General features: G+C 61.0%; 11 protein-coding genes. All 11 read right to left on the bottom strand.

Annotation, left to right across the window (positions count from 1 at the left end):
- Positions 1-91 precede the first annotated feature (91 nt).
- Positions 92-916, bottom strand: a complete 825-nt coding sequence (locus ABTV22_RS24770) for an SDR family oxidoreductase (protein WP_433737038.1) — start codon at positions 914-916, stop codon at positions 92-94.
- 48 nt (positions 917-964) lie between these two features.
- Positions 965-1,429 carry a multidrug transporter gene (locus tag ABTV22_RS24765; protein ID WP_433737037.1) on the bottom strand — a complete coding sequence of 155 codons (465 nt, stop codon included), beginning with the start codon at positions 1,427-1,429 and terminating at the stop codon, positions 965-967.
- 236 nt (positions 1,430-1,665) lie between these two features.
- Positions 1,666-3,117, bottom strand: a complete 1,452-nt coding sequence (locus tag ABTV22_RS24760) for a mannose-1-phosphate guanylyltransferase/mannose-6-phosphate isomerase (protein WP_433737036.1) — start codon at positions 3,115-3,117, stop codon at positions 1,666-1,668.
- 206 nt (positions 3,118-3,323) lie between these two features.
- On the bottom strand, positions 3,324-3,980 hold the full coding sequence (locus tag ABTV22_RS24755; protein WP_433737035.1) for an alginate O-acetyltransferase AlgF: 657 nt from the start codon (positions 3,978-3,980) through the stop codon (positions 3,324-3,326).
- Between the two features lie 17 nt (positions 3,981-3,997).
- The gene (locus ABTV22_RS24750) at positions 3,998-5,173 is read right to left on the bottom strand and encodes an alginate O-acetyltransferase (protein WP_433737034.1); all 1,176 of its coding nucleotides are present in this window, start codon (positions 5,171-5,173) and stop codon (positions 3,998-4,000) included.
- Positions 5,174-5,184: 11 nt separating this feature from the next.
- Complete coding sequence (locus ABTV22_RS24745) at positions 5,185-6,750, bottom strand: MBOAT family O-acyltransferase (protein ID WP_433737033.1); 1,566 nt, start codon at positions 6,748-6,750, stop codon at positions 5,185-5,187.
- Positions 6,751-7,022: 272 nt separating this feature from the next.
- Positions 7,023-8,135 carry a mannuronate-specific alginate lyase gene (locus ABTV22_RS24740; RefSeq protein ID WP_433737032.1) on the bottom strand — a complete coding sequence of 371 codons (1,113 nt, stop codon included), beginning with the start codon at positions 8,133-8,135 and terminating at the stop codon, positions 7,023-7,025.
- 8 nt (positions 8,136-8,143) lie between these two features.
- Complete coding sequence (locus ABTV22_RS24735; protein WP_433737031.1) at positions 8,144-9,595, bottom strand: alginate O-acetyltransferase; 1,452 nt, start codon at positions 9,593-9,595, stop codon at positions 8,144-8,146.
- Between the two features lie 10 nt (positions 9,596-9,605).
- Positions 9,606-11,192 (bottom strand): mannuronan 5-epimerase AlgG, encoded by a 1,587-nt coding sequence (algG, locus tag ABTV22_RS24730; protein WP_433737030.1) that lies wholly within the window; start codon positions 11,190-11,192, stop codon positions 9,606-9,608.
- 26 nt (positions 11,193-11,218) lie between these two features.
- Complete coding sequence (locus ABTV22_RS24725) at positions 11,219-12,703, bottom strand: alginate export family protein (protein WP_433737029.1); 1,485 nt, start codon at positions 12,701-12,703, stop codon at positions 11,219-11,221.
- Entirely contained in the window at positions 12,700-14,199 is a 1,500-nt protein-coding gene (gene algK / locus ABTV22_RS24720; RefSeq protein ID WP_433737028.1) for an alginate biosynthesis TPR repeat lipoprotein AlgK, read from the bottom strand. The genes ABTV22_RS24725 and algK overlap by 4 nt, the downstream gene beginning before the upstream one ends.
- Between the last annotated feature and the right edge of the window lie 2 nt (positions 14,200-14,201).

Here is a 14,201-nt window from a genome sequence, read left to right as displayed (position 1 = left end):
TCGCTCCTACAGGTCCTGTGTCGCTCACACTATCCGCGACACCTACCGTTCCTTAGGAGCGAGGCTTGCCCGCGAAGGCCGCGACGCGGTCTCAGAGCTGCCCACGCAATCCGAACCGCTTCATCAATGTCGATTCCAGCAAACCCTTGGGTACCAACCCCGCCAGCAGCGGCAGCGCCCGGCTGCCATTGCCCAGCCGCACCAGCCGCGGTGGCTTGCTCTGCTGCACGGCCTTGAGCAATCCAGCTGCAAATTCACTGGCTGGGGTCGGGTTGTCCTGGGACGCCTTGGCCCGTGCGCGAATACCTTCACGCAACGGGAACCAGGGCGATTGTTCACTGATCAGTTGCTCGGCCTCGTGGCCGGCGTTCTTGGCAAAGCTTGAGGCAATGGCGCCAGGCTGCACTTCCATGACATGCACGCCAAACGGCGCCAGCTCCATGCGCAAGGCATCGCTCAAGGCATGCACGGCAGCCTTGGACGCGCAGTAAGCGCCCGCGAACGGCGTGACCAACACCCCTGAAACGCTGCCGATGTTCACCACGATTCCTTTGGCCCGGCGTAACACCGGAAACAAGGCACGGGTTACACCGACGATGGCAAAGACATTGGTTTCGAATTGGCGCTGCATCGCCTGCACGCCGCCATCGAGCAAAGGACCCATGGCACCGTAACCGGCGTTGTTGATCAGCACATCGAGGCCGCCGTGCTGCTGGTTGATCCGTTCGCTCAACTGTTCAAGTGCCTGACCGTCATTGACATCCAGTTGCACGGCGGTGAAGCCGGCAGCGCTCAACAGGGCGACATCTTCAGCCCTGCGTGCAGTGGCCCAGACTTCGTAACCGACCGTTTTGAATACATCGGCGAGGGCGCGGCCGATGCCGCTGGAACAACCGGTGATCAACGCAACAGGCATGGCGCGTTCCTTGTGCAAAGAGTGGGAAATCAAGTCAGTCGGAGCTGTTTAGTCGGAGAAACTACCCTGCAAACGCTCGGCGCGAAACTCCAGGGTTTCCGGACGGTAGCCGGGTCGCAGTGGCGGTAGGGGCAAACAGTCTTCCCAATTGCCACCGGCCTGCAATTCGCCGGGGCCGCGGTAGCGCGGGGCGGTGTATTGATTGTCGGCCAGGTTGACCGTGTCGCCCGGCGCATAAGCGGTGACTCGCCAGCGCAGCTCGGTCAGCGGCACGTCGTTGCCATTGTTCAGGGTCAATTTCAGCGGACGGTCGGCGGGGCATTGTTGCGGTGCGTAGCTGATGCGCAATTCCAGGCGCTGCAGTTGCTTGAGTTCGCGGTGGTCCATCCAGATCACCCAGGTGGCGACGATACCCAGGCCGACGGCGGCGGCCAGGGAAACCGGCAGGGCCTTGGCGGGATAGCGCAGCAACAGGATCACCCAGGTAATGACCAGCAGGATGCCGATGAACATGGGGCGCAAACCTCGGGGATGGGGAGACCATCGTACCTAAGCGCGGGTGAGGTTGGCGATGGGAGAAGCAAAGTCAAAAGATCGCAGCCTTCGGCAGCTCCTACAGTGACCGCAATCCCCTGTAGGAGCTGCCGAAGGCTGCGATCTTTTGCTCTTGCTTGAAAAAAAGCCCCTGACCAACCCGCTGCGGATAGGGGACGCAGCAGGCCGGTCAGGGGCTCAAGGTCTACAGAGGTTTACTGCGCGATGGTTTTCACCGACACGCCGCGCTCGATCGGGGTCGAACGACCGTAGATATCTTCAAACCGCTCGATATCGTCTTCGCCCAGGTAGCTGCCCGATTGCACTTCGATGATTTCCAGCGGGATCTTGCCCGGATTGCGCAAACGGTGAACCGAGGCAATCGGGATGTAGGTCGACTGGTTCTCGGTCAACAGGAACACGTTTTCATCGCAGGTCACCTCGGCGGTGCCGCTGACGACGATCCAGTGCTCGGCGCGGTGGTGGTGCATCTGCAGCGACAGGCACGCACCCGGCTTGACCGAGATGTGCTTGACCTGGAAGCGCCCGCCCATGTCCACCGAGTCGTAGGAGCCCCACGGACGATAGACTTCGCAGTGGTTCTGAGTCTCGCTGCGACCCTGTTCGTTGAGGGTGTTGACCATCTGTTTAACGCCTTGGACCTTGTCCTTGTGCGCGATCATCATGGCGTCCTTGGTTTCGACGACCACGATGTTTTCCAGGCCGATCACCGACACCAGTTTGCCGTTGCCGTGGATCATGCAGTTGCGGCTGTCCTGGACCACCACATCGCCTTTGGTGACGTTGCCGTTGGCGTCTTTCGGGTTGACCTCCCACAACGACGACCAGCAGCCGACATCGCTCCAGCCGGCGGTCAGCGGCACCACGCAGGCGCGCTGGGTTTTTTCCATCACCGAGTAGTCGATGGAGTTGTCCGGGCAGCAGGCGAAGGTGGCTTCGTCGAGGGAGACGGTGTCGGCGTCCTGCTGGCTGCGTTCCAGGGTCAGCAGGCAGGTGTCGTAGATGTCCGGATCATGCTTTTTCAGCTCTTCCAGGAAACGGCTGGCGCGGAACAGGAACATGCCGCTGTTCCAGAAGTAACCGCCGGACTGGACGTACTCGGTGGCACGTTTGACGTCAGGTTTTTCGACGAAGTGCGAGACGCGGCTGACGCCTTCGGGCAGCAGCGAGTCGTTGGTCGACTTGATGTAGCCGTAACCGGTTTCCGGTTTGGTGGCCGGCACGCCGAACAGCACCATTTCACCGTTTTCGGCGGCAACGGTGGCCAGGGCCAGGGCGCGTTGCAGGGCTTTCTGATCTTCCAGCACGTGGTCGGCCGGCAGCACCAGCATCAACTCGTCACGACCTTCATTGACCAGCATCATCGCGGTCAGGGCCACGGCCGGCGCGGTGTTGCGGCCGAACGGTTCCATCAGGATGCGCTGGGTTTCCAGCTTGCGGGCGGCCAGTTGCTCGTTGACGATGAAACGGTGGTCCTTGTTGCAGACCACGATCGGGGTGTCCATGCCTTCGAACACCAGGCGCTCCAGGGTTTGCTGGAACAACGTGTGCTCGCCGGTCAGGGCCAGGAACTGTTTAGGGAACTGCTTACGGGAAAGCGGCCAAAGACGTGAGCCACTACCACCTGACAAGATCACCGGAATCATGTTGTTACTCCTTGCAAATCGTTTGGTTAGAGCTACGAACGTTGTGTCGTTTCACTCTTGTTTTTGTTTCGAGTCGGATTGCCCTCGCCCTCTGTAGGAGCCGGCTTGCTGGCGATGGGGCCCTTGAGGACGCCATCGCCAGCAAGCCGGCTCCTACGGGGGACCGCGTTTTTTCAGCGGTCCAGGGGAGCAATCCGGGAAAATGTTTAGCGCGTCGATACCGGGCGCTTGACCCAGACCGGCGACAGGCTGCTGCCGCTGCCGGTGACGTACAGCACCGCGGCTTCACCGCGTTCCAGGGCGACTGGCTTTACGTCGCCGACTTTCGTTGCGCCATCGTATAGCGCCAGGCTGACTTTCACCGGGTTGATTTCACGCTCGCCACGGCCCTTGGCGGCCACGTTCGGCACCACGTCGGTCTTGCCGTCGGCGGTCTTCAGGGTCAGCGACTTGTCGCTGAGGTTCTGCACGCGCACCAGGGATTTCTGTTTGTTCTTGAACGGCGGCTCTTCGATCAGTTGCGGCGCGCCGCTGGCGTTGTTGACCAAGGTGTAATAGTGGTCGCCGGCCAGTTTCACCGGCAGCGTCTGGCTGCCGACCTTGGCGCTGTAATCACCGCCCGGCATGAAGCTGAAGTCACTGCTCGACAGCGGCGCGACGTCGCTCAGGTTGGTGCTGCCGACGGTGGCGCTGACTTCGGCGCTGCTGGCGTTGTAGATACGTACGAAGGTCGAGCCTTTCGGCGCGGTCGGGCCATACAGCGCAGCATCGCCACCGGCGAAGGCCTGCATCGAGAGCACACTCATACCAGCAACCAATGCAAAGGTCTTGGCGAGACGACGAGGAGTAGTAGTGAAAGTCATGGGATTACCTCTCTCTTTCAGTTTTGCGCCCGGTCGGGCGTCTCGGATTTAGTGTTTGCGGCTACGTTTTGTTGGCGGGCGCCGGCTTGTTTAAGCTCTGCGACCCACTGCGGGTCGGCGTCGCCGATTTCGTTGTTCACAGGCAGATATCGTTCAGGGAACTCCCAGATCAGCACCTGGGGCGGGCTGTTCTTGAAAGCGTCGCTTTTGAGGTAGCTGAGCATCGGCAGGATCGGGCCGTGGCCGTCTTCGGCGTAATTGACCACGTCGCTGTGCAGGGCTTGCTTGAGCGCGCCGACGAAGTTCCAGTTAGGGTTGGCGCTGTAGCTGGTGCCGATCAGCGCGACGGGTACTTCGGTGTTGGCGAACAGCGCGTCGTCACCGGCAGGCTGGCTGACTGCGGCCACGGTGTTGCGCTTTTGCAAAGGTTCTTGCGCCGGCATCAGGTTTTCGAACAGCGGGTCCAGCGGCAGGAACAGACGCAGGTCGCCCTTGTGCGTGACCTTCTCTGCAGGTTCGGTGACGAAGTTTTGCGGCTCGCCGCTCAGCGGGAACTTGTCAGCAATGGTCTTGGCCAGGCGGTTGGCGGCGATTTCGGCGCCTTCCGGAGTCCAGTGCGTATCGGTGCGCAGGAACACTTGCTTGCCGTCGTTCTTGGCGGCTTGCAACGGACCGAGCAGGTCCGGTGCCGGAATCCGGTCGGCGGCCAGGCGCTGGTGGAAGTCCTTGTACAAATTGGTGTGGATGCTCGCCGGTTTCACCTCGCCGAGATGTTCCGGGTACAGGCGCACCTTGGCCGGTACCACTGCCATCACCAGTTGCACACCTTTGGCTTTCAGGGTCTGGCGCACGCCTTCGACCAGCGCGTAGTTACCTTGCAGGTTCAACTCTTCGTTGACCACCGGATGGAATTCTTCATCGCTGTACAGCCACTGGTCGCGACCGAGCACCACGCCCGGACGACCTTCGTTGAACAGTTTGAAATCCAGCGCCGCCCAGAGGTTGGTGCCCAGTCGCTTGATCGGAAATTCGTCGTCGTAGTGCGTCTCTACTGCCTTGGTCCAGCGGCCATTGAGCACCGTCGCGTCGGCGTTGGTGCTGAAGCCCAGGAAGCTGCGGACCGACCACAGGCCCAGGGCCAGCAGCGTCACCAGAAACAGGGCGATGTAGAAGATGCGTAATGAGCGGGTCATGGTCAGATCCCTCAGAACTGGAAGTAAAGGAACGGCGAGAAGCTTTGCGCCGAGAGTTTGAGAATCGAGGCGATGAACAGCAGCAGCACCAGCGCACGCATCACGTAGCGCGACCAGTTAGCGGTCCAGTAAGCCGGTTGCACCTGCGCTTCCACGCCCCCGGTGTAGCCAGGCTGGTGGATGCTCGCCGGGTTATCCCCAGGCACGGCCTTGATCGTGCCGGTGGTCGCGGCGGCCGGGCCATCGACATCGACATTCACGGCAGGCTTGGTCTTGACCGGCGGCTGATTGGTGTAGAAATCGCGCAGGCCGAAGAACGCCAATGTCACGTAAGCCACGATCAACGTCGCCACTTGCAGGCCGGTGAGGCTGGCCTGGTTGAGTTCCGACAGCGACCAGTCGCCGAAGCTGAACATCGCGCCGTACATACGACCAGCTACGTGCAGGTTCTCGGCACGGAAAATCACCCAGCCCATCACCACCAGCAGGAAGGTCAGTGCCCAGCGGATCGGGTTGAAGCTGCGTGGCGTGGTGTTCAGGCCGATGGCTTTTTCAATCGCCAGCCACATGCCGTGCCACGCGCCCCAGACGATGTAGGTGATGTTCGCGCCGTGCCACAGACCACCGAGCAGCATGGTCAGGAACAGGTTGCGATAGGTCATCAGCGTGCCTTTGCGGTTGCCGCCCAGGGTGATGTACAGGTAGTCGCGCAGCCAGGTGGACAGGCTGATGTGCCAGCGGCGCCAGAACTCGGTGATCGACTGGCTGACGTAGGGCTGCTTGAAGTTTTCCATGAAGCGGAAACCCATCATCAGACCCAGGCCGATGGCCATGTCGCTGTAACCGGAGAAGTCGAAATACAACTGCGCGGTGTACGCCAGGGCGCCGAGCCAGGCATCGCCCGTGGTCGGGTTTTGCAGGGCGAAGCAATGGTCGGCCACCACCGCGAGGGTGTCGGCGATGAAGACTTTCTTGATGAAACCCTGCATGAACCGCGTGCAGCCCTCGGAGAATTTGTCGAGGGTGTGGGTGCGGTTGTTGAACTGATCGGCCAGGTCGCGAAAGCGCAACACGGGGCCGGCGATCAGGTGCGGGAAGATCGCCACGAACGCCGCGAAGTCGATCAGGTTTCGGGTCGCCGGGGTGTCGCCACGGTAGACGTCGATGATGTAGCTGATGGACTCGAAGATGTAGAACGAGATCCCGATCGGCAACAGCACGTGGGTCAGGATGAAAGGTTCCAGACCGACGGAAGTCATCATCGCGTTGATGCTGTCCACACCGAAGTTGGCGTACTTGAAGTAGCCCAGGATGCACAAGTCGACGGCCACGCCGAGCAGCAGCCAGCGCTGTGCCGGTTGGGTCTTGACCCCGGGGGCGCCGACGCGCAGGCCGATCCAGTAGTTCCACAATGTGACGGCGGCAAACAGCGCCAAAAAGTCCACACGCCACCAGGCGTAGAACACGTAGCTGGCGATCAGCAGCAGCAAATTGCGATAGCGTTGCCCGCTCAGGTAGTACAAGCCGAGGAAGATCGGCAAGAACAAAAACAGGAACACGTTGGATGAAAAAACCATCCCGATCTCTCCTTGTTTAATGTGTAGGAGCTGGCTTGCCAGCGATGGCGGTGTGTCAGGTACACCGTGTTGTTCCAATCGCCAGCAAGCTGGCTCCTACGCTTTTAACCAACAGTCAAGGGCCAACGGCCCCCCCAACCCCCCCACAAAAAACGGGGGATGCATTGCAATCAAAGCCTCAACAATTCTCTGTAGGAGCCGGCTTGCTGGCGATTGGGGCGACACGGTGTGTCAGGTACACCGTGTAGTCCCAATCGCCAGCAAGCCGGCTCCTACGAACCTTTGCCTTTTTCATTGGCCGGGTCGTAAACCTTGGTCAGGTCACCGCCGAGGCGGAAGGTCTTGAACGGCTGCATCGAATGTTTCTTCTGCAGCACATCCGCCGAGCAGGTGTAGAGCGTGCAGAACGGTTCGAGCCAGGCGAATTTCATGTCCTCCTTCAGGTCGGTCATGTCCTGTTTCTTGCCGTTTTTCTGCTCGAATTCGTCAGGGTCCTTGACCCCAGCGAGTACGCGGTCGCCCAGGCGTTTCAGGGCGCCATTGTTTTCCTGACGCAGATCCACACCGTTGACCTGGGCGAAACTGGCGATCATCGCCAGCGGCGGCAGGGCGTAGTTGTGGTAGGCCAGCGCCCGTTGCTGGCGCTTGAGTTCGTTGGGCAGGTAGCCATCGGCGTCGACCTGGTTGGCGCCAACCTTGTATTCCTTCACGGCCCAATCGAACAGGTCGCGGCGGTTAGTGGCGATGGAGGTTGCCATCACCGACCAGGCAGCCCAGTACGAGTGGTTGTTGGTTTTTTCCAGCGGCAGGTTGTCCCAGTCGCTGACCACCTGGTCGGCCATTTTGCTGAACCAGGCTTCGATCAGTTGCGACTCTTGCTGGTGGTTGGCCAGCGGATGGGAATCGGAGAATTTCAGGCGAATGTAAGACGACGCCATGCTGCCCAGCGCCCATTTACGCATCGACTTGCCGGTGTGGTTGAAGTCCTTGGACATCAACGCATCGGCCTTGGCCCAGCCCGTCAGCCAATTGAGCGTACATTCCAGTTGTTCCGGACGGCCGTCACGCATGAACTGCATGACTCGCTTGCTGGTGCCGCGCTCGATTTTGGTGATGTCGGCGGTGCTGTCGCGGAAGGCTTTTTCCGATTGCACGTTCAGGGTCGCGCGGGCCTTGTCCGAGCCTTCGTACTTGCTGCGAAATTGCAGCGAGCCGGTATACGGCGTCGGCATCGCATCGCAGCCTTCGCCGTTGTCACCGGTTTTGACTTTCTCGATGGGTGCGAAGTACCCCTGAGGCGGACGCAGAGGCGCGGCCGCTTGGGTGGTTGCGGCGAACATCGCCAGGCTCAAGAGCGTCAGAGTTGCAAGTTTCGGATATCGCATGGCAGACCTCATTGCCCGGCCGAAGCAGTACGTTGCTCCGCGCCCGGGAATACGTTGCGTTTGCAGATTTTCGCGTCGACCTTCTGCGGCGCGGCGCCTGGTTTTTCAGGCCCCTGGACTTCGACGGCCAGCAGGTTCTGCGAGGCCCAGTCTTCGTCCGTGCGCAACTCGAAGGCGAAACGTCCGTCGGTTTCGGAGGTTTCCGGTTTTTCGATCTTGATGTCCTCGTGGCGCCCGTTCATGTACCAGAGGGTGGCTTGCAGGGTTTTCACCGAGGTGTCGGCGAAGCGGATGTCGACCTGGTGACTGCTGTTACGCAGATCGAGGTTGTTGCTGTTGACCATCAACTCGTTTTTGCCCGGCTTGAGCGTGGTGCTGCCGGACATTTGTGCAGCCTTGCCTTCGCAACCGTTGTCCAGCAGCGCCATCATCTGGCGGTAGATGGTTTCCTGGTCCAGGCGGTAGAGCGGCGAGAATTCCCAGATGAGAATCTTCGGCGGGTTCTTCTGGAACTCGTCGCTGCCCAAGTACTGCAGCATCGAACCTTCCAGACCGCCGCCGGGGAACGCCACGTTGAGAATGTCGGCGCCGATGGCCTCTTCGAGGAAACCGGCGAAGTTGTAGTTCTTGCCACTGTGGGAGGTGCCCACGAGGGTGATCTGCGGGTTGCCGGAATCGCCGAACAGATCGCCATCGCCTGCTTCGCCCTTGGGCTCGGTGGTGAATTGATCCATGTACTGGATCGCGTAGCTGGTGCCACAGAGTTGACCGGCCATGTTGTGCAATGTTCCGGTCTTGCCCATGCGACCCGACTTATGGGTCTCGAATTCACGTTTGGGAATGTCGGCGAATTCAGGCAGCTGCTTGACCTTTTCGGCAACGATTTTCGCCGTGCGCTGGGCGCCGTACGGGGTCCAGTGTTGGTCGCCGCGGAAGTAGAAATCGTGGGCCGGCAGGGTATCGGGCAGCGACTCGTTGGTCAGCGGCGACAGGTCCGGCACCACGTAACCCATGGCGGCGAAACGGCCGAGCATGGTCTTGTAGTTGCGCAGCGCCTTGTCGAAATCGAAGCTGGCTTTTTCCGCCGGATTCAACTTGTTGCGGTTCACCAGGCCACGGGTCGGTTGATACACAACAACCAGTTCCACACCCTTGCTCTTGAACGCATCGTGCAGCTGTTTCATGCGTTTATAGCCGGCGGGGGTGGTGTCGAATTCAGTGCGCAAATCTTCTTGCGTACGGAACAACCAATCGCCCTGGGCCTGCACCAGCGTGGTGAAGTTTTGCTGGTAGCGGGTGGTGTAGTTCTTCGCATCGTGGGCGGCCGGGCACAGGCTGCAGCACGGCTCTGCCGAGAACTTGGGCGCTTGTACTTCGTCGGCACGCGCGCCGTTGCTGGCGGCGAGAATGCCGGCGGTCAGGGCCGACAGGCTGAGTAATTTGATCAAGTGTGGGTGCATAAAATTATCCTCAGTCCCGCATTTCGGTCTGGCGTTCGACAGGGTCGATCAGCACGGCTTTCTGCTGGCGCACCAGCAGGTCGAGAATTTCATCCTGGCGCTCACCGAGAATCCCCGAAAAGCTGATGCCGCTGGATTTGGTCGGGGCGAGCATGGACACGCGGTACAGCTCCACGCTCAACGGTGAGTCGATGGACAGCGGGCCACTGCCATTGGCCGCCAGTTCACCGCCGACCACGATCAGTGACACCTCGGCGTCGAACGGGTCGAGCTTGATGTCACGGTCAGTGTTGGAGAGGTCTTTGATGTGCCCGTAGACGCCCGTCAGGCCGTTGGCCATGGCGACGTTTTCGTACAGGCGAATGTTCACACTGTTACGAATGCGGATGCCGTGGCGGCGGTTGCTCAATACCTTGTTGCCCCACAACAGGTTGTCGGCACTCTCGTAGAGGGTGATGCCGTCGGTGTGGTTCTGGTAAACCTCGTTGTGGGCGATCAGGTTGTTGACGCTGTTACGGTCGATCACGATGCCGGACAGCTTGTTGTCGAAGGTGCGGTTGTTGAAGATGAAGCTGTCGTTGACCTCACGGGAAATAATGATCCCGTGCTTCTTCTTGGTCCCGTGCACCGTATTGTCGGCGATGATCAGACCGTGCGAGCGGTCATGGGGGTCGATGCCGTAGACGATGTTGTCTTTGTAGGTATTACCCTTGACCACGAAATCGCGGGTTTCGTAGCAGTAGAAGCCGTACCACATGTCCGAGAACTCGGAGCCGACGATCCAGCCGGTCGGCATCGGTCGCTTGAGCACCTTGGCCATGTTCGGCGTGTACTGGGAAATACTCACGCCGTAGGACTTACTGTTGGCGTAGCCGAAGCTGGCCATCTTGCTGTTGGCGATGTAGGTCTCGGTGCCACCCCAGGCCAGCAGGAACGGACGGAATTCCTTGGGCGAGTTGAACGTGGCCGGGCCGTTGTCCTTCTCGCGCCAGCCGGTGATTTTGGTGTCACGCACAAACAACTGACCGTCGTTGACCAGGAACGAACCGGCCTCCTGGGACAGGCGCAACTCCTGGGTCTGCTTGTCGATTTCCAGGATGCCGTGACGGCCGACCACGATCGGCAACTTCGCCAGGTACACGCCTGGCGCGGTCTCGATGATGTACTTGGGCTGCTTCTTCGCCAGGTCCTTGAAGTTCATGTAGCCGTCGTCGACGAAGATCGCCTGGGGGATGCCGTGCTGGCGCACGACCCACTCGGCCATCTTGTTGTCGCCGCCGATGAAGTCCTTCAAGGCGTCTTCCTGCATCATGCGGCGCACGCTGACTTTGCCTGCTTTGCTGCGCACGATTTTCGCGGCGACGGCCTCGGCGGTGTAGCCCGAAAGGTCCGGCAGCTTCGGCGTGTCCAGTTCCAGCGGTGCGGTCGGTGCGCTGCTGACGGTGTAGGTCTTGGCCTGTTGCAGTTCCTTGGCCATGGTGGCCGGCTTGCCCTGTTGGGGGGCGGCCGGCTCCACATTGGCGAAGGCAGCGGCACTGGCCAGCAGCATCGCGCCGGCCAGCAGGCTGATCGAGCCCTTTGAGGCTTGATGGTTCATCCGGGAGACTCCCTTCGCAATGTGCATCAGAAGCGCCAGATCACGTCGATGAACGCGCGGTGCATGTACGAATCGACTTCTTTGCCATAGGCGTCACCCGGCTTGAACACGCCGCCACGGAAGCGCACCAGGGCCGAAGGCTCGTCGATGGACTGGCTCAACGCCGCCGGCAACAGACCCTGCTTGAAGTACTTGGTGACCACCAGGTCCATTTCCTGACCCATGTCTTTTTCACCGTCGTTCAGCGGCAGCGAAGTGCTGGACAGCACGGCGCCAGTCACGTCGTCGGTGTTGTTCTGCACGGCGTTGATGCCGTTGCTGCCCACCGGCTTATTGCCGTCGACACGCCAGAACTTGTGGTAGATCAGGCTCGCGTCGTACTCGTCGTTGAGCATCCAGGAACCGAACAAGGTCGCGGTTTGCAGGTTGTTCATTTCGCCACGGAAGGCCTCGCCGAAACGGTGCACGCGCGAGCGGGTACCAGTGAAGTTCGAGCGGTTGCTTTCCAGGCCGTTCTGTTCGTACTCGGCGCTGGCGCGGGCATAGGCAGCACCGACTTGCCATTGCGGATCGAGGCGCAGGCGTACACCGATATCGGTCGCCCAGCCGTTGAGGTCTTCACCGCGCTTGGCTTCGGCTGGACGTGTGCCGTCGGCATTGAGTGGGTTGACGGTGTCGGTATTGCCACTCATGCCGGTGATGCTGCCCCAGTAATTGACCGTGTTGGTGTTGCGCCAGTTGTAAGCGTCACTGTCGGCAGTCAGACCGAGCCAGCTGATGTCACCGTTCTGCTTCTTGTCCAGCGTATCGGCCGGCACACCCGGCTCCGGGTAGTCGAGCTTGCCGTTGTCATGGGTGTGATGACCGCGAATGCCGACCCAGTTGCCCGGTGTCCACTGGTACGCGGCATCGGCGTAGGCGTGCAGGCGATCCTTGTCTTTGGGCGCCAGTTCTTTCAAGTCGGTGCGGTACTCGCTGAAGCGTTCGGCAACACCGGCGTTGGCGCGCAACAGGGTGGTGTCGAAGGTCCAGTTCAGGGCTTCGATGTTGGTGTCGCGCCATTGGCCGTCGTCGTTGCGCAGGCGCTGGCGACCGAGCTTGAGGATCTCGCCGGGGTAGGGCGTGAAGCCGCTGTAGCCGACCCAGAACTCACGCATGGCCAGGTAGTTTTTCTTGGTTTGGCGATCACCGTTGTCCGTGGTCTCGGCGCCATCGGACTGTTGCAGGGTGTCGGTCTCGATGATGTCGGTGGACGTCACCGCCTGGCCCATGGCGTAGGCGCTCCACGCGCCGCTTTCGCCATACACCCACGGGCGCAGGTCAAGGCCGACACCGTTGACGTCACCGCCAGGGGCGGTACCCAGGTCACGGTCGTCTTCGGACTGGCCGGTGATTTTCACCTCAAGGCCGAAGTTCTTCGGTGCTTCAGTCATCGCCGCCAGTGTCGGACACGACCAGATCAATGCGAACGTCAGGCCGATACCGGCCTTCATGAATGGATTCAACTTCATAGGGATTCCTCGCCGTCTTCTTGCAGGGCCTGCAGCTGTGGCGTGTTCTGGCTCAAGGCACCGCGAACGGACTGTTCCTGTTTCAACAGGCGTTGGGCTTCGGCCATTTGCGCAGGTGGCAGTTGGGCTTCGAGTGTTTGTGCAAGCTCGGTCGCTTGCGGGGTGTTCTGGGCTTTGGCGAGCTGGCTGAACACGTAGGCGTTGAGTGGGTCAGGCTTGGTGCCCTTACCCTGGGAAAACAGTTGGGCGATGGCGAAGTCGGCGCTGTTCTGGCCGTTGCGCGCAGCGGTCAGCAGGTGGTCGAGGGCCTTCTGCGGATAGACCTTGCCCAGGTAGCCACGGCGATAGATCTGGCCGAGGTAGTAATCGGCGGCGACTTCGCGGCCGACGGCTTTCTGGAAGTGTTCCTCGGCGACCTTGGCGTCGGCCGGGACCATCTTGCCTTCGTAGTAGAGCTTGCCCAGCAGCAGTTCGGCGCGGGGCTGGTCGGCGGCGCGGCCGTTGTCCAGGTACTTCATCATCTGGTCGACATCGCCCAGTTCGGGGAAGTCGTAGATCAGTTGTGCGAGGGTGACCCAGGACGCCGGGTAGCCCGGGGCGATGGGTTCGAGCAGCGACTGCGCGGTTTTTTCGTCGGTCTTGCCCAGGGTCGGATCGGCCAGTACACGCGCAACACTGTCCACTCGCTGAGCGGACACGGTTCCCCGACTGTGCGCGGCCTGCATCTGCTTGATCAGCTCGGCCTGTTGCTCCGGCTGGGCCTTTTTCTGATAGACCGTGGCCAGTTCGACGTAGCAGATGTCGGTGGTGTTGAGCGCGGCCTTGCAGATTTTTTCCACGTCATCCAGGTGCTGGTCGTAGGTGCCCTGGGTGCGGTACAGCAGCACTTGCGCCAGGCCCGCTTCCGGCTTGCCTTCGGCGCGCCATTGGCTGATCTGCTTTTGCGCGTCGACGTTGGGGAAGCTGTGCGGGAATTGCAGGTACAGCATCGCCAACGGGATCAAGGTGTTGCCTTCGCCAGCGGCGGAGGCTTTTTTCAGCAGGCCTTCGGCTTCGAGGTGCTCGGCTTCGGTGGCACCGGGCTTGGCCACCAGCAGGCGGCCGAGACGTGCCTGGGCGCGCGGCGAAACGCTGGCCGCCGCACGGTAGGTAGCTTCGGCCTGTTTCATTTGCGCCGGGTCGCGGCTATCGACCTGAATATCGGCCAGGCCGACCTGGGCTTCGCTATAGCCCAGGTCCGCCAGTTGCTGATAGTTCGCCGCGGCGGTGGCGGTGTCGCCACGTTTCAGTGCTTCGTTGGCCAGGCGCTGGTCGGGCAGGCCGGCGCAGCCGGCGAGGCTCATTGCCAGTGCCAGCGCACACACTGCGTACCCACTGTGGGAGCGAGCCTGCTCGCGAAGCAGACGACGCGGTGTATCAGGCAAACCGAGTTGATCCCTTCGCGAGCAGGCTCGCTCCCACAGGGTCGGCGGTGTGTTGAGGGTAGGAGTCGTCACAG

It is taken from the genome of Pseudomonas putida, from assembly GCF_050990305.1.
GTDB lineage: Bacteria > Pseudomonadota > Gammaproteobacteria > Pseudomonadales > Pseudomonadaceae > Aquipseudomonas > Aquipseudomonas putida_AH.
The sequence above is the reverse complement of the archived record's forward strand: the minus strand, read 5'-3'. Positions and strand labels throughout refer to the sequence as shown.